General features: G+C 74.0%; 25 protein-coding genes. 9 read left to right on the plus strand and 16 right to left on the minus strand.

Features of this window, described 5'->3' with window-relative positions; all coding sequences use genetic code 11:
• A partial coding sequence (locus tag ACIP5O_RS27750; protein WP_401297807.1) for a helix-turn-helix transcriptional regulator occupies positions 1–243 on the plus strand: 243 nt, incomplete at its 5' end.
• Here the strand turns inward: ACIP5O_RS27750 and ACIP5O_RS27755 are convergent.
• Complete coding sequence (locus tag ACIP5O_RS27755) at positions 240–557, minus strand: hypothetical protein (RefSeq protein ID WP_356546142.1); 318 nt, start codon at positions 555–557, stop codon at positions 240–242. The genes ACIP5O_RS27750 and ACIP5O_RS27755 overlap by 4 nt on opposite strands.
• Before the next feature lie 450 nt (positions 558–1,007).
• Here ACIP5O_RS27755 and ACIP5O_RS27760 point away from each other — a divergent pair, with 450 nt between their 5' ends.
• Both ACIP5O_RS27760 and ACIP5O_RS27765 read left to right on the plus strand, forming a co-directional pair.
• Positions 1,008–2,213 (plus strand): S1 family peptidase, encoded by a 1,206-nt coding sequence (locus tag ACIP5O_RS27760; protein WP_401297810.1) that lies wholly within the window; start codon positions 1,008–1,010, stop codon positions 2,211–2,213.
• A 109-nt stretch (positions 2,214–2,322) separates the two neighbouring features.
• Positions 2,323–3,240 (plus strand): hypothetical protein, encoded by a 918-nt coding sequence (locus ACIP5O_RS27765; RefSeq protein ID WP_401297813.1) that lies wholly within the window; start codon positions 2,323–2,325, stop codon positions 3,238–3,240.
• A gap of 76 nt (positions 3,241–3,316) precedes the next feature.
• Here the strand turns inward: ACIP5O_RS27765 and ACIP5O_RS27770 are convergent, their stop codons facing one another.
• Both ACIP5O_RS27770 and ACIP5O_RS27775 read right to left on the minus strand, forming a co-directional pair.
• A complete protein-coding gene (locus tag ACIP5O_RS27770; protein WP_401297816.1) occupies positions 3,317–4,012 on the minus strand; it encodes an ArsR/SmtB family transcription factor in 696 nt (231 codons plus the stop codon).
• Positions 4,013–4,030: 18 nt separating this feature from the next.
• Positions 4,031–4,759, minus strand: coding sequence for a TetR/AcrR family transcriptional regulator (locus ACIP5O_RS27775; RefSeq protein ID WP_401297819.1), 729 nt, complete (start codon positions 4,757–4,759; stop codon positions 4,031–4,033).
• Between the two features lie 79 nt (positions 4,760–4,838).
• On the opposite strand from ACIP5O_RS27775, the gene ACIP5O_RS27780 reads away from it, so the two are divergent.
• From ACIP5O_RS27780 to ACIP5O_RS27790, 3 genes are all read left to right on the plus strand, one after another.
• A complete protein-coding gene (locus ACIP5O_RS27780) occupies positions 4,839–5,990 on the plus strand; it encodes an acyl-CoA dehydrogenase family protein (protein ID WP_401297822.1) in 1,152 nt (383 codons plus the stop codon).
• Positions 5,991–6,061: 71 nt separating this feature from the next.
• The gene (locus tag ACIP5O_RS27785; RefSeq protein WP_401297825.1) at positions 6,062–6,349 is read left to right on the plus strand and encodes a YiaA/YiaB family inner membrane protein; all 288 of its coding nucleotides are present in this window, start codon (positions 6,062–6,064) and stop codon (positions 6,347–6,349) included.
• Positions 6,350–6,450: 101 nt separating this feature from the next.
• Complete coding sequence (locus tag ACIP5O_RS27790; protein ID WP_365540041.1) at positions 6,451–7,077, plus strand: TetR/AcrR family transcriptional regulator; 627 nt, start codon at positions 6,451–6,453, stop codon at positions 7,075–7,077.
• Here ACIP5O_RS27790 and ACIP5O_RS27795 read toward each other — a convergent pair.
• Positions 7,068–7,529 carry a MaoC family dehydratase gene (locus ACIP5O_RS27795; RefSeq protein WP_356546156.1) on the minus strand — a complete coding sequence of 154 codons (462 nt, stop codon included), beginning with the start codon at positions 7,527–7,529 and terminating at the stop codon, positions 7,068–7,070. The two genes, ACIP5O_RS27790 and ACIP5O_RS27795, sit on opposite strands and share 10 nt — an antisense overlap.
• A 143-nt stretch (positions 7,530–7,672) precedes the next feature.
• Here ACIP5O_RS27795 and soxR point away from each other — a divergent pair, with 143 nt between their 5' ends.
• Complete coding sequence (soxR, locus tag ACIP5O_RS27800; RefSeq protein ID WP_401297827.1) at positions 7,673–8,158, plus strand: redox-sensitive transcriptional activator SoxR; 486 nt, start codon at positions 7,673–7,675, stop codon at positions 8,156–8,158.
• 126 nt (positions 8,159–8,284) lie between these two features.
• Here the strand turns inward: soxR and ACIP5O_RS27805 are convergent, their stop codons facing one another.
• The 3 genes from ACIP5O_RS27805 to ACIP5O_RS27815 all read right to left on the minus strand — a co-directional run bounded on the left by ACIP5O_RS27805 (position 8,285) and on the right by ACIP5O_RS27815 (position 11,756).
• Positions 8,285–8,899, minus strand: coding sequence for a hypothetical protein (locus ACIP5O_RS27805; RefSeq protein WP_401297830.1), 615 nt, complete (start codon positions 8,897–8,899; stop codon positions 8,285–8,287).
• A gap of 154 nt (positions 8,900–9,053) precedes the next feature.
• Positions 9,054–10,199, minus strand: coding sequence for a serine-threonine protein kinase (locus ACIP5O_RS27810; protein ID WP_401298256.1), 1,146 nt, complete (start codon positions 10,197–10,199; stop codon positions 9,054–9,056).
• Between the two features lie 258 nt (positions 10,200–10,457).
• The gene (locus tag ACIP5O_RS27815) at positions 10,458–11,756 is read right to left on the minus strand and encodes an exo-beta-N-acetylmuramidase NamZ domain-containing protein (RefSeq protein ID WP_401297833.1); all 1,299 of its coding nucleotides are present in this window, start codon (positions 11,754–11,756) and stop codon (positions 10,458–10,460) included.
• A 253-nt stretch (positions 11,757–12,009) separates the two neighbouring features.
• Between ACIP5O_RS27815 and ACIP5O_RS27820 the strand changes: the two genes are divergently transcribed.
• Both ACIP5O_RS27820 and ACIP5O_RS27825 read left to right on the plus strand, forming a co-directional pair.
• Entirely contained in the window at positions 12,010–12,819 is an 810-nt protein-coding gene (locus ACIP5O_RS27820; RefSeq protein ID WP_401297835.1) for an SDR family oxidoreductase, read from the plus strand.
• A 102-nt stretch (positions 12,820–12,921) separates the two neighbouring features.
• A complete protein-coding gene (locus ACIP5O_RS27825; RefSeq protein WP_356546168.1) occupies positions 12,922–13,515 on the plus strand; it encodes a TetR/AcrR family transcriptional regulator in 594 nt (197 codons plus the stop codon).
• A gap of 36 nt (positions 13,516–13,551) precedes the next feature.
• Here ACIP5O_RS27825 and ACIP5O_RS27830 read toward each other — a convergent pair whose 3' ends face one another.
• The 9 genes from ACIP5O_RS27830 to ACIP5O_RS27870 form a co-directional block, all read right to left on the minus strand.
• Positions 13,552–14,766, minus strand: coding sequence for an acyl-CoA dehydrogenase family protein (locus ACIP5O_RS27830; RefSeq protein ID WP_401297838.1), 1,215 nt, complete (start codon positions 14,764–14,766; stop codon positions 13,552–13,554).
• 5 nt (positions 14,767–14,771) lie between these two features.
• Entirely contained in the window at positions 14,772–15,800 is a 1,029-nt protein-coding gene (locus ACIP5O_RS27835) for a phosphotransferase family protein (RefSeq protein ID WP_356546172.1), read from the minus strand.
• Between the two features lie 249 nt (positions 15,801–16,049).
• Positions 16,050–16,961: an MBL fold metallo-hydrolase gene (locus ACIP5O_RS27840; RefSeq protein ID WP_401297841.1), complete on the minus strand. Its 912-nt coding sequence runs from the start codon at positions 16,959–16,961 to the stop codon at positions 16,050–16,052.
• A 93-nt stretch (positions 16,962–17,054) separates the two neighbouring features.
• Positions 17,055–17,351: a hypothetical protein gene (locus tag ACIP5O_RS27845; protein ID WP_401297844.1), complete on the minus strand. Its 297-nt coding sequence runs from the start codon at positions 17,349–17,351 to the stop codon at positions 17,055–17,057.
• 165 nt (positions 17,352–17,516) lie between these two features.
• The gene (locus ACIP5O_RS27850; RefSeq protein WP_401297847.1) at positions 17,517–17,822 is read right to left on the minus strand and encodes a DUF202 domain-containing protein; all 306 of its coding nucleotides are present in this window, start codon (positions 17,820–17,822) and stop codon (positions 17,517–17,519) included.
• A gap of 35 nt (positions 17,823–17,857) precedes the next feature.
• The gene (locus ACIP5O_RS27855) at positions 17,858–18,250 is read right to left on the minus strand and encodes a YidH family protein (RefSeq protein ID WP_401297849.1); all 393 of its coding nucleotides are present in this window, start codon (positions 18,248–18,250) and stop codon (positions 17,858–17,860) included.
• Between the two features lie 64 nt (positions 18,251–18,314).
• Positions 18,315–18,836 (minus strand): NUDIX domain-containing protein, encoded by a 522-nt coding sequence (locus tag ACIP5O_RS27860; RefSeq protein ID WP_401297851.1) that lies wholly within the window; start codon positions 18,834–18,836, stop codon positions 18,315–18,317.
• A gap of 103 nt (positions 18,837–18,939) precedes the next feature.
• Positions 18,940–19,704 carry a glucose 1-dehydrogenase gene (locus ACIP5O_RS27865; RefSeq protein WP_401297854.1) on the minus strand — a complete coding sequence of 255 codons (765 nt, stop codon included), beginning with the start codon at positions 19,702–19,704 and terminating at the stop codon, positions 18,940–18,942.
• The gene (locus ACIP5O_RS27870) at positions 19,701–20,351 is read right to left on the minus strand and encodes a TetR/AcrR family transcriptional regulator (protein ID WP_401297857.1); all 651 of its coding nucleotides are present in this window, start codon (positions 20,349–20,351) and stop codon (positions 19,701–19,703) included. The genes ACIP5O_RS27865 and ACIP5O_RS27870 overlap by 4 nt, the downstream gene beginning before the upstream one ends.
• Between the last annotated feature and the right edge of the window lie 33 nt (positions 20,352–20,384).

The following is a 20,384-nucleotide window of genomic DNA, read 5'->3' on the forward strand; positions in this document are numbered from 1 at the left end:
CTGCGCACGCGCCTGCCGGCGAAGAAGGGCCGCCCTCCCGGCCGCCCCTCGCACGCCGACGGACTGTCCCCCCGGGAGGCGGAGGTGGCCCAGCTTGCGGCCTCCGGCCTGACCAACCGGGAGATCGCCGCGACCCTGCACCTCTCTCCCCGGACGGTGGAGCAGCACATCGCCCGCGCCATGCGCAAGACGGGGGCGCTCTCCCGCCGCGACCTCGCCCACCGGCTGGGGGACACCGCTTAGAAGGCGCCCCAGCGGGACGCGACGACCCCGTCGGTCCGGAACGTCCCGTCGTGCCCCCAGGCGTCCACGGTCGCGGCCGTCCAGTCGAACACCCAGCCGGGGCGCAGCCCGCGCGCTCCCCAGCCGTCCGGGCGCCGACGGGGTATCGGGAAGCCCGCCCTCTGCGCGGCGGCCGCCGTGTCACAGGTCTCGCGCGCGATGCGCAGGGCGTCCGACCAGGTGTCCGCCGGCCCGGTGAGGACGTGGAGCCCGCACTGCTCGGGCCGCACGGAGTTCTTTATGGGGACATTGACCTGGAAGTAGACCTTGGCCATGGCGCCGTCTCCTCGGTTCTGCGCTTTCCCGCTCAGCGGGCTGCGACTCTTCGGGACCGCTCGACTGCCGATCGGATCCAGCCAGCCTACGAACCGGCCTCGGCCCCGAATATCCGGAAACGGTCAATCACCTATACGTATCCCGGTCGCCGCACGAAGCGCGGGCGATCATTTCCGTTGATCTGTCCGGTACCGCCCGAAGATCGGTGACAACACGCGGATCGACGTCCGGCAGGACGCTTTCCCATTCAACCGGGCAGCCGTGAATTCTGTTAAAAACTCCCCACCGCACGCGTCTTGAAGTTCTTTCGATCGCTACGCAATAGTTCGGACCACGGCGAGTCGGTGACTCTCCGTCAGCCTGGAACCGCCTTTCGTCGATGCGTTGTTGGCGCATTTCGGCGATAAACCCCCCATCGGGTTCCCGGCTGTCGTCCGGAAGGAATCAACGTGCGTAACTCTCGTAAGTACCGCCTGGCCGCGGTGGGCATCGCGCTCTCGGCCTCGGCGGTCCTGGGGACCCAGTTCACGGCCCAGGCGCAGGACACGGCGTCCACCCCCCGCTACCAGCCCGAGATGGTCCGGGCGCTGGCCGCTTCGCTCGGCGTGAGCGAGGAGGCCGCGGTCGACCGCCTGGACCGGCAGGACGCCCAGCAGGCCGTGCTCGCCCGGCTGGAGAAGAGCGGCATAGCCGACGACGGCGCCTTCTTCGACGCCTCCGGCAAGCTCACCGTCAACGCCGGCGACGAGGCCGAGGCGACCAGGATCGAGAAGGCCGGCCTCGCCGCCCGGGTGCCCGCCCGTGGCCGGGCCGCGCTCGACGAGGTCAAGGCCGAGCTGGACGCCCTCGCGGCCAAGAAGGTCCCTTCCGGGGTCGTCGCCTGGTCGGTGGACCTGGCCGCCGACAAGGTGACCGTCAAGGTCAACAACGACCGGGGCGCCGCCGCCAAGGCGTTCCTGGCCAAGGCCGCCAAGCACGGCGCCGCCGTCCGGATCGTGCGGGACCAGGAGAAGCTCGAGGCCAAGGCCGCGATCTACCCCGGCAGCAAGATGACGTTCAACAACACCAGCCAGTGGTGTTCCGTCGGCTACGGCGCCCGCGACAGCTCCGGCAGGCAGTACCTGGTGACCGCCGGGCACTGCGTCACCAACACCCTGCGCTACGACGGAACGGCCTTCGCCCAGGGCTACAAGACCCGCTACGCGCTCGGCACCAACAGCGTCGACATGGGCCTCCTGACCATCAACTCCGGCAACTCGATCCTCACCGCGGTCGGCACCTGGGGCCAGGGCACCACCAGCACGGTCGCCGTCAAGGGCAGCAGCCGCGCCGCGTCCGGCGCCGCGGTCTGCAAGTCCGGCGCCACCACCGGCTGGACCTGCGGCACGGTCGGTTCGTACAACAACACCGTCACCTACATCGACCTCAACGGCGGCCCGGACACGGTCATCAGCGGTCTGGCCACCTCCACCGTCTGTGTCGAGGGCGGCGACAGCGGCGGCGCGTACATCTCCGGCAACCAGGCCCAGGGCATGACCTCCGGCGGCCCGGTCAAGCAGCAGTGCACCGGCGGCGTCAACTCCCGCGGCACCTCGTACTTCCAGCCGCTCGACGACGCCCTGCGCTACTACGGGCTGACGCTCAACACCAACTGAGCACGTCCACAGCAGGACCGGCCGGGGGGCGCTCGCGGACAAGGCGAGCGGCCCCCGGCTGCCTTTTCCCCACAGCCCTGCCCGCAGCTCCCGCCCGCTGGAAGACGCCATGCCGAACACCCCCCACCCCGACGACCCGGACAGGATGTTCGCGGCCGTGTTCAAAGAGGCCCTGCGGCGGCGGGGCCTGCCGCTGGACCGTGTGCGCGACCACCTGGAGTCGTACGGGATCACCCTCAGCCTCGCCACCCTCAGCTACTGGCAGAGCGGGCGCAGCCTGCCGGAGAAGCCCCAGTCCCTGCGGGCCGTCGACGTCCTGGAGCCCTTCCTCGACCTCCCGAGCGGCACCCTGCGCTCGCTGCTGAGACGCCGGCCGCGCGGCTGGGTCCCGCAGCACGACCCGGCCGCCGTCCGCGGCGTCTACGGCGAGGACTCCGTCCTGGAGAAGGTCCTCGGCGACGCCTTCCCGTACTTCAACGCCGGCCTGCGGCGACTGGTCGTCCACGAGACGGTGAGCGTGAACCGGCACCGCCTCATCGACGCGATGCGCGTCACCGTCGCGGTCAGGGCCGTCCGCGACGGCGTGCGGCACCTGACGGTCGTCCACACCCTGGACTCGGCGAAGACCGACGCGGACGCGGTCGACCTCACCGTCCCGCACGGCCCGCCCCCGAGCGTCCGCTCACGGCCGGAGCTCAACTGTGTGATCGCCGAGCTCCCCCTCGGCCGCCGGCTGGCCAGGAACGAGACGGCGGTCGTCGAGTACACGCTCCGCTCCCCCTCCGCCGCGGGAGTCTCCCACCACCACGAACGCCGCGTCACCACGCCCCTGCAGGCCTATCTGCTCCAGGTGCGCTTCCACCCCTCGGCGGTTCCGTCGAAGTGCTGGCACTCCTACCGCAGACAGCTCGGGGCCGAGCCCCGGAGCCGGCAGCTCGCCCCCCTCGACGACTTCCACACGACGCACCTGCTGCCCGTGAAGTGCGCACCGGGCGTGTACGGCGTCGAATGGCGGTGGACGGACTGAGGCCCGGCGGGTCTCCGCGCGGCGCCCGCCGAAGCCGAAGCGGCGCCCGCCGAAGCCGAAGCCGTGCCCGCGACCGTCACCGCAGCGCCCCCGGCGCGATCCCCAGGCAGGCCCGCAGCGCGTCCTCGCCCACCGGGGTCACCTTCACGGCCCGCCCGGACCCGACCCGCACGCACCACCCGGCGTCGAGCGCGTGGCGGCAGAGCGCGGCGCCCGCGGCCCCCGCGAGGTGCGGCCGGCGCTCGGTCCAGTCGAGGCAGCCGCGCGCGACGGGCCGCCGCCCCTTCCGTACGAGGGCGATGCCCTGCTCGCCGAACCACGCCAGGCCCCGGTCCGTGAGCGCGAACCCGGCGTCCTGCCGCAGCAGTCCCCGCGCCGTCAGCGCCTCGGTGAGCGCGGTGCCGAGCCGCCCGGCGAGGTGGTCGTAGCAGGTCCGGCCGCGGGCCATCGCCGCCCCGGCGCTCGCCTCCCGCAGCGAGCGGGGCCGCGCGGGCGCCGGGGGACCCGACCGGGCGGCCAGGTCCTCGACGAGGTGCGCGGTCCCGGCGTCGGCGAGCCGTACGTACCGGTGCCTGCCCTGCCGTTCCTCCGCGAGCAGTCCGCCGCCGACCAGCCTCCCGAGGTGCTCGCTCGCGGTGGACGGCGCCACCCCGGCGTGCCGGGCGAGCTCCCCGGCGGTCCAGGCCCGCCCGTCGAGCAGGGCGAGCAGGAACGCGGCGCGGGTCTCGTCCGCGAAGAGCGCCGCGAGCGCGGCGAGGTCCTTGGCAGTCATGCCCCCAGGCTGCCGCACTCACCCTTCGGCGGCGGCCGAAGCGTCGCGGGGTCCCGAAGCGTCGCGGGGTCCCGAAGCGTCGCGGGGCCCCGAAGCCTCCCGGGACCCCGCCACCCGGGACGCGTACTGCGCGGCGAGGCCGTCGAGGAGCGCCCGCAGACCCGTCTCGAAGGCGCCCTCGTCGACCTGCCGGCGGCGTTCCGCGAGCAGGTGGGCCTGGCCCAGGTGGGGGTACTCGGCGGGGTCGTACGCCGTCTCGTCGTCGACGAAGCCGCGGGCGAAGGAGCCGAGGGCGGAGCCGGTGACGAAGTACCGCATCAGGGCGCCGATGTACGTGGCCTGGGCCGGGGGCCAGCCCGCGCGGACCATCGCGCCGAAGACGGCGTCGGCGACCCGCAGCCCGGCCGGGCGGCGGCCGGGCCCCTGGGCGAGGACCGGGACGATGTGCGGGTGGTCGGCGAGGGCGGCGCGGTAGGAGACCGCCCAGTCGTGCAGCGCCGTCCGCCAGTCGCGGGGGTCGTCCGCCGCGAACATCGACAGGTCGATCTTCGCGCTCACCGCGTCCGCGACGGCGTCGAGGATCTCGTCCTTGGTGCGGAAGTGGTTGTAGAGCGAGGGCCCGCTCACCCCGAGCTCGGCCGCGAGCCGGCGGGTGGAGAGCGCGGCGAGGCCCTCCGCGTCGACCAGTGCGCCCGCCGTCTCGACGATGCGGTCTCGGCTGAGCAGGGGCTTGCGCGGTCGGGCCATGGCGCACATAGTAGGCCTGCGCTTCGAAAACTAGCAGTGGTAATTAAAGTGACGGCCGACGGCCGGGTGAGGTGGCACGGTGGATCTGGCGCTGAGCGAGGAGCAGGAGGCCGTACGGCGGCTCGCCGAGGACTTCGTCGCCCGGGAGGTGACCCCGCACGCCACCGCGTGGGACCGCGCGGAGGAGGTGGACCGGGGGATCGTGAAGAAGCTCGGCGCCGTCGGCTTCCTCGGCCTCACGCTCCCGGAGGAGTACGGCGGCTCGGGCGGCGACCACCTCGCGTACTGCCTCGTGACCGAGGAGCTGGGCCGCGGCGACTCCTCCGTGCGCGGCATCGTCTCCGTCTCCCTCGGCCTGGTCGCCAAGACGATCGCCTCCTGGGGGAACGAGGAGCAGAAGCGGGCGTGGCTGCCCCGGCTCGCCTCCGGCGAGGCGCTCGGCTGCTTCGGCCTCACCGAGCCGGGCACCGGCTCCGACGCCGGGAACCTGGCGACCCGGGCCGTGCGGGACGGCGACGACTACGTCGTCAACGGCGCCAAGATGTTCATCACCAACGGCACCTGGGCCGACGTCGTGCTGCTCTTCGCCCGGACGAACGACGCCCCCGGCCACAAGGGCGTCTCCGCCTTCCTCGTCCCCGCCGACGCCCCCGGCCTCACCCGCCGCCCCGTCCACGGCAAGCTCGGACTGCGCGGCCAGGCCACCGCCGAACTGGTCCTGGAGGACGTCCGCGTCCCGGCCTCCGCGATGCTCGGCCCCGAGGGCAGGGGCTTCGCCGTCGCCATGTCCGCCCTCGCCAAGGGCCGCATGTCGGTCGCCGCCGGCTGCGTCGGCATCGCCCGGGCCGCCCTCGACGCGGCCCTGCGGTACGCGGGGGAGCGCGAGCAGTTCGGCAAGCCGATCGCCTCGTACCAGCTGGTGCAGGAGCTGATCAGCGACATCTCCGTCGACGTGGAGGCCGCCCGGCTGCTCACCTGGCGGGTCGCCGACCTGATCGACCGCGGCCTGGACTTCGCCACCGCCGCCTCCCAGGCGAAGCTGTACGCCTCCGAGGCCGCCGTCCGCGCCGCCAACAACGCCCTCCAGGTCTTCGGCGGCTACGGCTACATCGACGAGTACCCGGTCGGCAAGCTGGTCCGCGACGCGCGCGTCATGACCCTGTACGAGGGCACCAGCCAGATCCAGAAGCTCGTCATCGGCCGGGCGCTGACGGGGATCTCGGCCTTCTGAGTACCCGGCCGCGCGCCCCTGAGTACACGGACGGATGTGGCGGGGACCACATCCGTCCGACGCTGTTCCGCATGAGCGACACACCGGTCAAGCAGCAGAACACCGCCGCCTACTACACGCAGGCCGTCCTCTCCTTCGGGATCGCGCTCACGGCCGTGGCCGTCGGCGTCTACCAGCTCGACGCCAGCGCCTGGGTGCGGGCCTTCCTCGCCGTCTCGGTCCTCTACCTCACGACCTCGGCCTTCACCCTGGCCAAGGTCGTCCGCGACCGCCAGGAGGCCGGCCAGATCGTCAGCCGGGTCGACCAGGCCCGCCTGGAGAAGCTCCTCGCCGAGCACGACCCCTTCCAGAAGCTCTGATCCCGCACCCGGCCCCACCCGTCCCCGCCGACGGATCTAAGCGCTTGCTCACCCTCGTTGGTATGGTGTCCGTGCTGACGGGGACCGAAGAGGAGTGTGGGATGAGCGCGGCGGAGGAGACGCCCGGGGGCGAGGACGTGCCCTGGGGCGAGGTCACGCCCGAGGCGGCACGGCGGCTGCTGGTGGCCGCCGTCGAGGCGTTCGCCGAGCGCGGCTACCACGCCACCACCACCCGGGACATCGCCGGCCGCGCCGGGATGAGCCCGGCCGCGCTCTACATCCACTACAAGACCAAGGAAGAGCTGCTCCACCGGATCAGCCGCATCGGTCACGACAAGGCCCTGGAGATCCTCCGGGCCGCCGCCGACGGCGGGGGCACGGCGGCCGAGCGCCTCGCCGACGCCGTCCGCTCCTTCGTCCGCTGGCACGCCGAGCGCCACACGACCGCCCGCGTCGTCCAGTACGAGCTCGACGCCCTCGGCCCCGAGCACCGCGCCGAGATCGTCGAGCTGCGCCGCGAGTCCGACGCGGCCGTGCGCCGGATCATCAACGAGGGCGTGGCGGCCGGGGAGTTCGACGTCCCCGACGTGGCCGGCACCACGGTCGCCGTGTTGTCCCTCTGCATCGACGTCTCGCGCTGGTTCACCACCCAGGGCCGCCGGACGCCCGACGAGGTCGGCGCGCTCTACGCCGGCCTCGTCCTCAGGATGGTCGGCGCTCAGAAGTAGTAGCGGGAGACCGACTCGGCGACGCAGACCGGCTTCTCGGAGCCCTCGCGCTCCACGGTCACCGCCGCCGTCACCTGCACGCCGCCCGCGACCTCCTCGACCCTCGCCAGGACGGCCGTGGCGCGCAGCCGCGAGCCGACCGGCACGGGGGCCGGGAAACGCACCTTCTCCGTGCCGTAGTTGATGCCCATCCGCACGCCCTCGACCGCCAGGACCTGCGGGACGAACACCGGCAGCAGCGACAGCGTCAGATAGCCGTGCGCGATGGTGGTGCCGAACGGCCCGGCGGCGGCGCGCTCCGGGTCGACGTGGATCCACTGGTGGTCGCCGGTGGCCTCCGCGAAGAGGTCGATCCGCTTCTGGTCGACCTCCAGCCAGTCGCTGTGCCCCAGCTGCTCGCCGACCCCCGCGCGCAGCTCCTCGGCGGAGGTGAAGATCCTCGGCTCGGCCATGTCCCTGCTCCCTCTCGTCACGTTCCCTCCGGGCGCCCCGCACGCTCCGGTCGCACTGTCCAAGCGCTTGCTCAGCTTGTGGTGCGGACGGTCCGCTGTCAACGCCCGGCCGGACGGCGGGGCGGTTCCCGTAGGGTCGCGGAGTGCCGCAGATTCCAGAGAAGATCCACGAGCTCACCGTCGGCCAGCTCTCCGCCCGCAGCGGGGCCGCCGTCTCCGCCCTGCACTTCTACGAGGCCAAGGGGCTCATCAAGAGCCGCCGCACCGGCGGGAACCAGCGCCGCTACGGCCGCGACACCCTCCGCCGGGTCGCCTTCGTCCGTGCCGCGCAGCGGGTCGGGATCCCCCTGGCCACCATCCGCGAGGCGCTCGCCCGGCTCCCCGAGGAGCGCACGCCCACCAACGAGGACTGGGCCCGCCTCTCGGCGGCCTGGCGCGCCGAACTCGACGCGCGCATCCAGCAGCTCGGCCGCCTCCGCGACCACCTGACGGACTGCATCGGCTGCGGCTGTCTCTCCCTGGAGACCTGCGTCCTGTCCAACCCCGACGACGTCTTCGGCGAGCGGATGGCGGGCTCCCGCCTCCTCCCGGTGCGCCGCCCGGCGCCGGAGGAGAACGAGAAGGCCTAGTCTCCCGACCCGGGAGACCGGGACGGGGCCGGAACCCGCGCCCGTCGCGCCCGCGTGGAGCGCGTCAGGGGTTTCCGGCCCCGCCTCCGGCCCCGTCCCCGGCCCCGTCCCCGGCGGCCCGGAGGGTCACGCCGCCGACGCCAGTCGTCGGCCCCGGTCGGCCCGGGCCCTGGCCAGGGCGTTCGAGGTGAGCACCGCCCGGGGGACGCCCACGCCGCAGTCGGCGCACACCGGGCCGTGCCACGGCTCGTACCGGTCGCCGGGCCCCGACCACTCGATCCGGGGCCCCGCGCACACCGGGCACGCCTCGCCCGGGCCGCGCTCCAGGGCCGTGATCAGCCGCCGCAGCACCTCCGGCAGTGGGTCCGACGGGTGCGTCCCGGGATCGCCGCACCGGACCACGCCGTTGCCGCCCCAGACCCGCCGGTGCCAGTCGTCGAGCGCGCCGAGCCGGCGCAGCCCCTCGTGCTTCTCGCGCCGCCGCCGGGCGGCGAACTCCTCCTCGTACGCGAGCCACACGGCCCGCGCCTCCTCCAACTCGTCGAGCGCCGCCACGAGCCGCCCCGGGTCGAGCTCCCGGTCCTCGGGTCCGAACCTGTGCCTGCGGCACAGGTGGTCCCAGGTCGCGCGGTGCCCGTACGGGGCGAACCGCTCCAGACACTTGCGCAGGGAGTACCTGCGCAGTGCCGTGTCGCACCCCGGATCGCGCACCTGTCTCGCGAGACTCCGGAAACCGGCCATCTCCCGCCACCTCCGTCGCTGGTCCTTCCGCGGTATCAGAGGGACGAACGGGAAGCCGCCTGTGTTCCATCGAAATGCGGATGGCAGCCATCAGTGGGGCGGGAGGGGCCCGTGGGGCGGGGCGGAACCACCGCGTCCGGCAGGCCGCCCCGGCTCAGCGGCCCGTCCCCGACGCCGACACCACCACCCGGGCCAGCTCCGGGCGGCAGAGGTCGTCGTGCGAGCGGACCACCTCGGCCGTGTCCACGTTCACGCACCCCGCCCCCGGCACCCCCGCGCGCAGGACCGCCGCCAGGCTCCGCGCCACCGTCCCCGGCACCGCCCGCACCCCGTCGTGCCCGATCGCCCCCCAGCGCGGATCGTCCGCACCGGCGGGGCCCGAGCCGTCCGCGAGCCGGGCCGCCAGCGGGTACAGCGCCCCGAGCGCCGTGTCGTGCCGCGAGTGGCAGACCACCAGCGGCCCCCGGATCCGGTGCTGGAGGTCCCGCAGCGCCCCGGACCGCTCGGGCGCGTGCGGCAGCCGCGCGGCGAACGCGTAGTGCGAGAAGGTGCCCTGAAGGAGCGTCACGGAGGCGACCGGCCGGGCCCCGGCGGGCAGCCCCCGCAGCGCGTGCGCGACGAGCCGGGCGCCCGTGCCGTGCCCGACGAGGTGGATCCGGAGTCCGGGGGCGGTGCGGGCGACCTCGCCGAGCAGCGGCCCGAGCCCGTGCTCCCCAACGTGTCCGGCCCGCCGCCCGAGGACGTGGTACGCGGCCTGCCGCAGCGCCTCCCGGGCCCCCCGCCAACAGCGCTCCGGGCCCTCCGGGAGCTGCGGGCCCAGGGCGTCGGCGAACCGGCCGCACACCTCCACCGGATCCGCCACCAGGAACGCCGGCACCGGCCCCCCGGCGTCCGGCACGTCCGCCAACTCCCGCAGCAGTGCCCCGAAATCCGCGAAGGCCGCCTCCTCCGCCGGTGCCGAGGCGAGGAGGTCGGTGAGCCGCTCCAGGACCGGCTCCTTCCCCGGGAGGACCGTCGCGAGGGCCCGGTAGTCGGGGCCCGGCTCGCCCGTGCACACCGCCGAGGGCCAGACCACCCCCGCGTACCCGGCCTCGGCCCCCGGGGCGAGCAGCCCGGGGAAGGGGGCGAAGAAGTCCGAGCAGAGCCGGGTCGCGCCGGACGGCGAACCGTTTCGCCCGTGCGCGAGGAGGAACAGGTCCGAGACCCCCTGCCGGGCCGGCGCGGCGAGCGCCGACGCCTGCCCCGGGGGACCGTCGCCGTCCTGGTCGAAGGAGATCTCCCGGTACGGCTCCACACTCATCCCGGCCACGGCACGACCGTCCCTCCGCTTCGAGGGGGCCGCGGCACCGAGTGCGCCCCGTGCGCGGGCGGCGGCTCCACGGCCAGCATGCCCGCGCACGGGCCCTTCCAGACCCGTGACGGGGATCCGGCGCGGGGCGTCGGGACGCCCCGGGGACATCCCCGCCCGCCCCTTCCGCGGCCTCCCGCCCGCCCCTTCCGCGGCCTCCCGCCAGCCTCCTCGGGAGCCGGGGGCCACCCCGCTTTCCCGGGGCGGCCCTCAGCGGTAGAGCAGGTACTCCCTCCGCACCGCCCGGAAGGCCGCCAGGTCCTTCTGCCACGCCCCGACGACCTCGTCCGTGTCCGCGCCCGCGTCGATCAGGGTCCGCACCCGGGTCGAACCGGTCAGCTTGTCGATCCAGTCGTCCGGCCGCCAGGCGAAGCCGGACCACGAGCGGCGGGCGGTGACCAGGAGCCCGATCCCCGTCCGTACCGGGTCGAAGGCCTCCCGGTCGTGGACGTGCAGCTGCACCCCGCCCACGGTCTTCCCCTGGAACTTGGAGAAGGTCGGCGCGAACCAGGCCTCGCGGAGGCGGACCCCGGGCAGGCCGAGCGCGTTCGCCGCCTCCGCCCACCGGCGGTCGATCCCCTCGGCGCCGAGGAGTTCGAAGGGGCGGGTGGTGCCCCGGCCCTCGGAGAGGTTCGTGCCCTCGAAGAGGCAGGTGCCGGAGTAGACGAGCGCGGTCTCCGGCGTCGGCATGTTCGGGCTCGGCGGCACCCAGGGCAGCCCCGTGGAGTCGAAGAAGTCCGCCCGCCGCCACCCCGTCATCCGCACGGTCTCCAGGGCGACGGGCGCGGCCAGGAACTCGCCGTTGAAGAGCAGCGCCAGCTCGGCCACCGTCATGCCGTGCGCCTGCGCGATCGGCTCGCGCCCGACGAAGGTGGCGAACGCCCGGTCCAGGACGGGCCCGAGCGCCGCGCGCCCGGTCACCGGGTTCGGCCGGTCCAGGACCACGAACCGCTTCCCGGCGAGGGCGGCGGCCTCCATGCAGTCGTACAGCGTCCAGATGTAGGTGTAGAAGCGCGCGCCGGCGTCCTGGATGTCGAAGACGACCGTGTCCACCCCGGAGGCGGTGAAGACGTCCGCGAGCGGCCGCCCGCTCTTCAGGTACGTGTCGTAGACGGGCAGCCCGGTCGCCGGGTCGTCGTACCGGCCCTCCGAACCGCCCGCCTGGGCGGTGCCCCGGAAGCCGTGCTCGGGGCCGAAGACGGCGATCAGGTCCACCCGCTCGTCGGCGTGCATCACGTCCACGAGGTGGCGGGCGTCGGGGGTCACGCCGGTCGGGTTGGTGACGACGCCGACCCGCTGCCCGTCGAGCAGCGCGTACCCGTCCGCCGCGAGCCGCTCGAAGCCGGTCCGCACCCGGTGCCGCCCGGCCTCCCGGCCCGCAGTCCCGGTCTCCCGGCCCGGAGCCCCCGTCTCTCGGCCCGGCGTCCCGGCGGTGGCGGGGTGCGCGGTCGCCACCGCCGCCCCCAGGGCGCCTCCGGCGGCCAGCAGACCCCGTCGCGACAGACCCATGCGCGAACCTCCTCGATCGCGGCCCCGGCCGGGGCACATGACATGGGCACGCACGCTAGCGCTCCCGGCCGCCCGGGGGAACGAGGCGTGCGGGGAGGCTCCTTCCTTCCGCCGCCCCTTCCTTCCGACGACCCTTCCCTCTCCGCATACCGACCGGTTAGTCTGCCGGGGTCGTCGTCCCGGAGGGCCGGAGGGGGCGGACGGGCCGAACGGGCCGGAGAAGCCGGAGAGTCGCGGAGAGGCGGGTCCAGACATGGGCGCGGATACGGACGCAAGCACCACGAGCACCGGTACGGCCGCCCTCCGGGGCGCCGGAGTCGTCGTCACCGGCGCGGGCGGCGGCATCGGAGCCGCCCTCGCCCGCCGCTTCGCCGCCGAGGGCGCCCGCGTCGTCGTCAACGACCTGGACGCCGGCCGCGCCGAGGCGGTCGCCGCCGAGATCGGCGCCGTCGCCGTCCCCGGCGACGCCTCCGCCGTCGTCGACGAGGCCCGCGAGGCCCTCGGCGGCACCGTCGACGTCTGGTGCGCCAACGCCGGCCTCTCCTCGCCCGGCGACGCCTTCGCCGACGAGGACGTCTGGGCCGCCGCCTGGGACGTCAACGTCATGGCCCACGTCCGCGCGGCCCGCGCCCTCCTCCCGGAGTGGCTGGAGCGCGGCAGCGGCCGCTTCGTCTCCACCGTCTCCGCCGCCGGGCTCCTCACCATGATCGGCGCCGCGCCGTACAGCGTCTCCAAGCACGGCGCGTACGCCTTCGCCGAGTGGCTCTCCCTCACCTACCGGCACCGCGGCCTCTCCGTGCACGCCATCTGCCCGCAGGGCGTCCGCACGGACATGCTCACCGCCGCCGGGAGCGCGGGCGAGCTGGTCCTCGCCCCCACCGCCATCGAGCCCGAGGACGTCGCCGACGCCCTGATCGACGCCGTCGGAGCCGACCGCTTCCTCGTCCTGCCCCACCCCGAGGTCGCCGGCTACTACCGCAACCGGGCCACCGACCCCGAGCGCTGGCTCGGCACCATGAACCACGTCCAGCGGACCTGGGAGACGGGCGCCGGTCGGCCGTAGTCCCCGGCGGATGGGAAGATCTCCTGGCGGGAACACGTTTCCCTGACCGAAAACGATCACCGAGAACGACGACCGAAGAAGTACGAAGGAAGGCGGCGGAGCATGGCCAGGACGACGGAAGGGAGCGGCGCCCCCGTCCCCCAGAGGCTCCTCGCCGCCGCCACCCGGCTCTTCGCGGAGCAGGGCTACGACCGCACCTCCGTCCAGGAGATCGTCGAGGCCGCCGGGGTCACCAAGGGCGCCCTCTACCACTACTTCGGCTCCAAGGAGGACCTCCTCCAGGAGGTCTACTCCCGGGTCCTGCGCCTCCAGCAGGAGCGGCTCGACGCCTTCGCCGACGCCGACGCGCCCGTGGAGGAGCGGCTGCGCGGCGCCGCCGCCGACGTCGTCGTCACCACCATCGAGAACCTCGACGACGCCTCGATCTTCTTCCGCTCCATGCACCACCTGAGCCCGGAGAAGAACAAGCGGGTGCGGGCCGAGCGCCGCCGCTACCACGAGCGGTTCCGGGCCCTGATCGAGGAGGGCCAGAAGACCGGGGTGTTCTCCTCCGCGACCCCCGCCGACCTCGTGGTCGACTACCACTTCGGCTCCGTGCACCACCTGTCCACCTGGTACCGCCCGGACGGCCCCCTCAGCCCCGAGCAGGTCGCCGGCCACCTCGCCGACCTCCTGCTCCGGGCCCTGCGCCCCTGACCGCACCCCGTCCCGGGGTGCGGTCCGCGGGCGTCCCTACAGGTACTTCTTCAGCTCCCGGCGCGCGAGCGACCGCTGGTGCACCTCGTCCGGCCCGTCCGCCAGCTTCAGCGTCCGCGCCGCCGCCCACAGCTCGGCCAGCGGGAAGTCCTGCGACACCCCGCCCGCGCCGTGCGCCTGCACGGCCTTGTCGATGATGTCGACGACCGCGCGCGGGGTCGCGATCTTGATGGCCTGGATCTCGGTGTGCGCGCCCCGGTTGCCGACGGTGTCCATGAGCCACGCCGTCTTGAGGACCAGCAGCCGCAGCTGCTCGATGGTCACCCGGGCGTCCGCGATCCAGTTCTGCACGACGCCCTGCTGGGCGAGCGCCTTGCCGAAGGCGGTACGGGAGACCGCGCGCCGGCACATCAGCTCCACGGCCCGCTCCGCCATGCCGATCAGCCGCATGCAGTGGTGGATGCGGCCGGGGCCGAGCCGGGCCTGCGCGATGGCGAAGCCGCCGCCCTCCTCGCCGACGAGGTTCGCGGCCGGGACGCGCACGCCGTCGAAGAGCACCTCGGCGTGGCCGCCGTGGTAGTGGTCCTCGTACCCGTACACCCGCATCGCGCGCCGCACCTCGACGCCCGGGGTGTCGCGCGGCACCAGGACCATCGACTGCTGGCGGCGGAGGTCGGTGCCGTCGGGGTCGGTCTTGCCCATGACGATGAAGACCTTGCAGTCGGGGTTCATCGCCCCGGAGATGTACCACTTGCGCCCGTCGACCACGTACGCGTCGCCGTCCCGCCGGATCCGGGTCTCGATGTTGGTGGCGTCGGAGGAGGCGACCTCGGGCTCGGTCATCGCGAACGCCGAGCGGATCTCGCCCGTCAGGAGCGGCTCCAGCCACTGCTTCTTCTGCGCCTCGTCGCCGAACTGGGCGAGCAGCTCCATGTTCCCGGTGTCCGGGGCGGCGCAGTTGAGGGCGGTCGGGGCCAGCTGCGGGCTGCGACCGGTGATCTCGGCGAGCGGAGCGTACTGGAGGTTCGTCAGCCCCGCCCCGTACTCCGCGTCGGGCAAGAAGAGGTTCCACAGGCCCTGCCGCTTGGCCTCGGCCTTCAGCTCCTCGACCACCGCCGGGGTGTCCCACGGGGAGGCGAGCAGGGCGCGCTGCTCCTCGGCGACGGCCTCGGCCGGGTAGACGTGCTCGTCCATGAAGGCGAGCAGCTTCGCGCGGAGCTCCTCGGTGCGCGCGTCGTAGGCGAAGTCCATGGGGGTCAGCCCTCCTGAAGGGTGGTCAGGCCGTGTGCGATGAAGACGGGGACGAGTTCGCCGATGCGGTCGAAGCCGGCGCCGACCGTCTGGCCGAGGGTGTAGCGGTAGTGGATGCCCTCCAGGATCACGGCGAGCTTGAACCAGGCGAAGGCCGTGTACCAGGAGAGGGCGGAGGTGTCCCGGCCCGAGCGGGCCGCGTAGCGCTCGACCAGCTCGGCGGCGCTCGGGTGCCCGGGGGCCGTGGCGGTCGTGGAGATCGGGGAGTTCGGCAGGTCCAGCGGGGTGCTGTACATGACGAGGAGGCCGAGGTCGGTGAGCGGGTCGCCGAGGGTGGACATCTCCCAGTCCAGGACGGCCCGGATCCGGTCGTCGGGGCCGACGAGGACGTTGTCGAGCCGGTAGTCGCCGTGGATCACGGTGGGCGGGGGAGAGGCGGGCAGCGCCCGGCCGAGGGCGGCGTGCAGCTCGTCGATCCCGGCCAGCTCCCGGCCCCGCGAGGCGTCGAGCTGCTTGCCCCAGCGCCGGAGCTGCCGGTCGAGGAAGCCGTCGGGGCGCCCGAAGTCGCCGAGCCCGACGGCGGCCGGATCCACGGCGTGCAGGTCGACGAGGGTGTCGACCAGGCCGAGGACGGCGGCGCGGGTGCGCTCGGGGCCCAGCGGGGCGAGCTCGCGGGCCGAGCGGTACGGCGTCCCCTCGACGAACTCCATGACGTAGAACGGCGCGCCGAGCACCGACTCGTCCTCGCAGAGCAGGACCGTCCCGGGGACGGGCACGTCCGTCGCGTGCAGGGCGCTGATCACCCGGTGCTCGCGCCGCATGTCGTGGGCGGTGGCCAGGACGTGGCCGAGCGGGGGCCTGCGGACGACCCAGCGGCCGGCGTCGGTGCCGTCGGTCACCGCGTACGTCAGGTTCGACCGCCCGCCCTCGATCAGCCGGGCTTCGAGGGGGCCGGCCACCAGGCCGGGCCGCTCGCGGTCGAGGAAGCGGCGCAACCGCTCGGGGTCGAGGCCTGGCGGCGGGGCGGAACTCATCGGGCGTACCTCCGGATCGGCTTCGGATCGGCTTCGGACGGCATCGGCTGCGGTCGGCCCTCATGATGACCGACCAGTCGGTATGTCGTCCAGGGGGGTGTCCGCCACACTCCGGCCGGAGGGCCGGACGCGGAGGGCGTGCGCCGGAGGGGGCCGAACGCGAAGGGCGTGTGCCGGAGGGCCGGACGTGAAAGGGCGTGTGCCGGGGGACCAGCCCCCGGCACACGCCCCGGAACCCCTCCGTACGGCTCAGGCGTGGCAGGCCACCGGCACCCCGCCGTTCATCGCCGCCATGTCGCCGAACACCGCCGCCGGGTCCAGTGGGTGCCCCTCGGGCAGGCCCTCCAGCTCCGCGTAGGCACGGTGCAGGTTGGCCACCAGGCGCTCGCTCTCCCGCCACGCGGCGAACTCGCCGAGCTCCGCCCGCCGCGCCGTCTCCAGGGGCGCGTCCCCCCTCGCGTACCCCTCGGCGGCCAGCTCCCGCACCCACAGCAGGTACCGCTCCGTCGCGTCGTACGCGGAGGGGTCGGTCACCCGCCCGTGCCCCGGCACCACCGTCGGCGCGTCGAGCGCGCGCAGCAGGGCGAGCGCGCGCAGCGAACCGGCGAGCGACCCCATCGGCAGGAACGGCGTCCCGCCGTGGAAGACCAGGTCGCCCGTGAAGACCACCCCCTGCTCCGGCAGGTGCACGATCGAGTCGCCCGTGGTGTGCGCGGCGCCCGGGTGGATCACCCGCACCTCGATCCCGCCGACGTGCAGCGTCAGCCGGTCGGTGTACGTGACGGACGGCGGCAGGATCTCGATCCGGCCGAAGTCGGTCCGCGGCCACAGCAGGTGGAGCTGGTGCCCGGCCGCGAGCTGCTCGGCCCGGCAGTTCTCGTGCCCCACGATCCGCGCTTCGGGGACGAACACCCCGTTCCCGTAGGTGTGGTCCCCGTGGTGGTGGGTGGAGACGACGGTCCGGGGCAGCGGGAGCCCGGCGGCGAGGACCGCCCCGCGCAGCAGCAGGGCCCGCCGTTCGGTGGCGGCGGTGTCGACGAGCAGGGACTCGTCCGTGTCGCCGAGGAAACCGGCGTTGTTCAGGCACCAGCCCCCGTCGGGCTGGACGAAGGCGTGGACGCGCGGAGCGAGGGTGACCACGTAGGGGTCGGTGGAAGACAAGGGGTTCCCCCGGATGAGAGCCGGACCTGACAGGGGGGAAGCGTGCCAGTCGGCCCCGGCCCGGGGGAAGGAGGGACCGGGCGGTTCACCGGATCAGTGGTCGTCCCAGTGTCCGTCGTGCGCCGCGTGCCGGTGTCCGTCGTGCACGTAGTCGACGTGGTCGCCGTGCGTCACCGCCTGGTGGCCGCAGTCGGGTCCGTGCTCGTGCGCGTGCGCCTCGTGGGAGACGTGTCCGGCCGGCTCGCACTCGTCCCAGTGGCCCGCGTGCTCGCGGTGCAGGTGCCCGTCGTGCGCGTAGTCGACGTGGTCCCCGTGGTCCACCGCCCGGTGGCCGCAGTCCGGACCGTGGGCGTGGGCGTGCGTGGGGTGTTCGTGGTGGAGAACGGTCATCACATGGCCTCTGTGAGGGAGCTGCTGACCTTTCCAGGCTAGTCCGATGTGTCCGTCTCATCCTGATTTCGGACGTGCGCCGCGTCCGTGTCCCGCGTCCTTCCCGTCCCCGCGTCCTTCCCGTCCCCGCGCCCTTCCCGTTCCCGCGCCACAGGCCCGCCGGGCTCACCAGATCAGTGCCGCCCCGAAGAAGGCCAGCCCGACCGTGCACGCGGCGGCGAGCAGCGCGCCCCGGTGGGTGAGCGGGCGCGGCCGGACCGCGTCCAGGGAGCGGATCCGGCGGTGGGCCACCGCCAGGAAGAGGACCCACGCGAGGGCGGAGAGGGCGAGCGCGGCCTGCCCCCGGGGAGTGGCGTCGTCCTGGACGGCCAGTTTCACGGCGAGCACCGCCACGACCGTGCAGGAGAGCGTGGTGCGCCGCCAGGCGAGCCGGGTCCGCTCCGGCTGGAGCCCGGGGTCCCGGGTCACCACCGCCCCGGTGTCGCCCGCTTCCGGGGATCCCGCCACTACCCGGCCCAGCCGAAGAGCACGACCACCACCATCGCGAGCGCCACCACGGCCACCGCGAGGCTGAGGACCGCCGGGAACCGGGACGCCGGAAGGTCCGCGCCGCGCCGCATCGCCCGCTCGCAGCGCACCCAGTGGTTCACCGCGCGCAGGGCGCACAGGACCCCGGCCGCGAGCAGCGCGAGCGCGAGTCCGACCCGCACCCCCCACCGCAGGTCCGGCAGGAACTGGTCGACGGCGAAGCCGCCGCCGACCAGGGCGAGCGCGGTCCGGATCCAGGCGAGGAAGGTCCGTTCGTTGGCGAGGGAGAAGCGGTAGTCGGGGGTGTCCCCCTCGTCCCGGATCCGCTGCGGCGCGAACCAGAGCCGCAGACTCTGCACGAAATCGCTCACACGTGCACCCTAACGGCCTGATCATCGGTCCGCCCGGCGCACGGAGGCCCCTGTGACCAGGCCCTCAGCCCCGTCCCGCCCCGTGCGCCCGCAGCCGCTCGTACGCGGCGAGCCCGTCCGGCACCCACTCCCACTCGCCGAGCCGCGCGGCCAGCTCGTCCTCCGTCAGGAAGGCGTGCCAGGCGACCTCCTCGGCCTGCGGGTCCACCGGCAGCTCGCAGCGGACCTCGTACACGGCCGACCACCACTTCCCGGCCACGCCCCCGGAGTCGTACAGGAAGCGCAGCACCGGCTCGGGGCGGGGGAGCCCCCGCACCCCCAGCTCCTCCTCGGCCTCGCGCAGCGCGGCCTCGTCGTAGGACTCGCCCGCGCCGACGACACCGCCGACGAACATGTCGTACATCGAGGGGAAGACCAGTTTCGTCGGCGTCCTGCGGTGGACGAAGACCCTGCCGTCGGCGTCCCGGACCCGGATGAAGACGCAGCGGTGGATCAGGCCCCGCGCGTACACCTCACCGCGCGGGGCCCGCCCGATCACCCGGTCCTGCTCGTCGACGACGTCGAGAATCTCTTCGGCGGAACTCATGCCGCCATCCAAGCAAAGCCATCCAAGCAAAGCCGTCCGAGCAAAGCCGTCCGAGCGAAGCAGTCCGGGCGAAGCAGTCCGGTCAAAGCCGCGCGGCCCGGCCTCACTGCCCCATGACGTACTTGACCGTCGGACCGGTCGTCCAGCCGCCGTCCACCGCCAGCTCGGCGCCCGTCACGTACGAGGCGGCGTCCGAGAGCAGGAAGACGACCGCGCCCGCGATCTCACCGGCCTCGCCGACCCGGCCCATCGGGGTGTTCGGGTACTTGCCCTCGCCGCGCTCGATGCCGACGGAGGCGGTCATCGGGGTGTACGTCATGCCGGGGTGGACGGAGTTGACGCGGATCCGCGCCGTGCCGAGCTCCACCGCGCCGATCTTCGTCAGGCCGCGCACGCCCCACTTGGAGGCGCCGTAACCGGCCGTCAGCGCCAGGCCCATCAGACCGGCGGCGGAGGAGATGTTGACGATCGAGCCGCCGCCCGCCTCCCGCATCGCGGGGACCACGGCCTTCATGCCGATGAAGACGCCGGTCAGGTTGATGTCGAGGACCTTGCGGAAGTGCTCGACGGACTCGGTCTCCAGGAGGGTGCCGGTGGATATGCCGGCGTTGTTCACCAGGCCGTGCAGCCCGCCGAACTCCGCCACCGCGTACGCGACGGCCGCCGCCCACTCCTCCTCGGAGGTCACGTCGTGGTGGAGGAACCGGGCCCGCTCGCCGAGCTCCCCGGCGGTCGCCCTCCCCTCCTCGTCCAGGACGTCGGTGATCACGACGTTCGCCCCGGCGGCCACGGCCTGCCGGGCGGCCTCGGCGCCCAGGCCCCGGGCGCCGCCGGTGACGAGGACGGTCCTGCCGGTGAGGTCGTTCATGAGGGGTCCTTCCGGTCGTCCGCCGGCTCCGGCCGGGGGGCGCGCAGCAGGGCGGTGGTGGTCTCGGCGAGGTCCGCGAGGAAGAGCGCCTCGCCGGTGAGGGGTTCGGTGCCGTCGAGGTACTGCCGGGCCCGGTCCGCCAGGGCCGCGCCGACCACGGTCAGCGCCAGGTCGAGGCGTTCCAGGAGCAGCGGCTCGGGCAGCCCGGTGGCGGCGAGGCGGTCCCCGATCCGCTCGATCAGGCGCCAGTAGCCGGTGCCGGCGAGCGTGGGGTGGGGCGTGCGGGCGCGGACCCCGCTCTCGTGGCTGAGCTGCGCGGAGATCCGCAGGCAGCGCCGGCCCCGCTCGGTGCGCAGCTCACCGGCCTCGGCCGTGATCAGGGCCGCGACCAGCCCCTTCAGGTCGCCGTCCGCGCCCTCCAGGAGCGGCGCGAGGACCGCTTCCGTACGGGCCTGGCGCCCGGCCATCACGGCGTCGAGCAGCCCGGCGCGCGAGCCGAAGTGGTACTGCACGGCGGAGGGGTTCGCCTGTCCGGCACGGGCCACGACGTCCCGCAACTGCGCCCCGTGGACGCCTTGGGCGGCGAAGAGCTCCTCCGCCGCGCGGATCAGTTTCTCCCGGGTCTCGGGTCCCGATGTCCTGGCCATGTGACCATATTAATGCCAGGCATTAAAAAAGCG

Source organism: Streptomyces sp. NPDC088915 (assembly GCF_044749825.1).
In the GTDB taxonomy this organism is placed as follows: domain Bacteria; phylum Actinomycetota; class Actinomycetes; order Streptomycetales; family Streptomycetaceae; genus Streptomyces.

Excerpts from the sequence above, each read along its gene's own strand:
- ACIP5O_RS27815 (WP_401297833.1), bottom strand. The coding sequence starts at position 11,756 with ATGGGTCTGTCGCGACGGGGTCTGCTGGCCGCCGGAGGCGCCCTGGGG.
- ACIP5O_RS27820 (WP_401297835.1), top strand. The coding sequence starts at position 12,010 with ATGGGCGCGGATACGGACGCAAGCACCACGAGCACCGGTACGGCCGCC.
- ACIP5O_RS27775 (WP_401297819.1), bottom strand. The coding sequence starts at position 4,759 with ATGGCCCGACCGCGCAAGCCCCTGCTCAGCCGAGACCGCATCGTCGAG.
- ACIP5O_RS27795 (WP_356546156.1), bottom strand. The coding sequence starts at position 7,529 with ATGGCCGAGCCGAGGATCTTCACCTCCGCCGAGGAGCTGCGCGCGGGG.
- ACIP5O_RS27810 (WP_401298256.1), bottom strand. The coding sequence starts at position 10,199 with ATGAGTGTGGAGCCGTACCGGGAGATCTCCTTCGACCAGGACGGCGAC.
- ACIP5O_RS27845 (WP_401297844.1), bottom strand. The coding sequence starts at position 17,351 with ATGACCGTTCTCCACCACGAACACCCCACGCACGCCCACGCCCACGGT.
- ACIP5O_RS27830 (WP_401297838.1), bottom strand. The coding sequence starts at position 14,766 with ATGGACTTCGCCTACGACGCGCGCACCGAGGAGCTCCGCGCGAAGCTG.
- ACIP5O_RS27755 (WP_356546142.1), bottom strand. The coding sequence starts at position 557 with ATGGCCAAGGTCTACTTCCAGGTCAATGTCCCCATAAAGAACTCCGTG.
- ACIP5O_RS27790 (WP_365540041.1), top strand. The coding sequence starts at position 6,451 with ATGAGCGCGGCGGAGGAGACGCCCGGGGGCGAGGACGTGCCCTGGGGC.
- ACIP5O_RS27870 (WP_401297857.1), bottom strand. The coding sequence starts at position 20,351 with ATGGCCAGGACATCGGGACCCGAGACCCGGGAGAAACTGATCCGCGCG.
- ACIP5O_RS27835 (WP_356546172.1), bottom strand. The coding sequence starts at position 15,800 with ATGAGTTCCGCCCCGCCGCCAGGCCTCGACCCCGAGCGGTTGCGCCGC.
- ACIP5O_RS27825 (WP_356546168.1), top strand. The coding sequence starts at position 12,922 with ATGGCCAGGACGACGGAAGGGAGCGGCGCCCCCGTCCCCCAGAGGCTC.
- ACIP5O_RS27805 (WP_401297830.1), bottom strand. The coding sequence starts at position 8,899 with ATGGCCGGTTTCCGGAGTCTCGCGAGACAGGTGCGCGATCCGGGGTGC.
- ACIP5O_RS27865 (WP_401297854.1), bottom strand. The coding sequence starts at position 19,704 with ATGAACGACCTCACCGGCAGGACCGTCCTCGTCACCGGCGGCGCCCGG.
- ACIP5O_RS27785 (WP_401297825.1), top strand. The coding sequence starts at position 6,062 with ATGAGCGACACACCGGTCAAGCAGCAGAACACCGCCGCCTACTACACG.
- ACIP5O_RS27770 (WP_401297816.1), bottom strand. The coding sequence starts at position 4,012 with ATGACTGCCAAGGACCTCGCCGCGCTCGCGGCGCTCTTCGCGGACGAG.
- ACIP5O_RS27860 (WP_401297851.1), bottom strand. The coding sequence starts at position 18,836 with ATGAGTTCCGCCGAAGAGATTCTCGACGTCGTCGACGAGCAGGACCGG.
- ACIP5O_RS27765 (WP_401297813.1), top strand. The coding sequence starts at position 2,323 with ATGCCGAACACCCCCCACCCCGACGACCCGGACAGGATGTTCGCGGCC.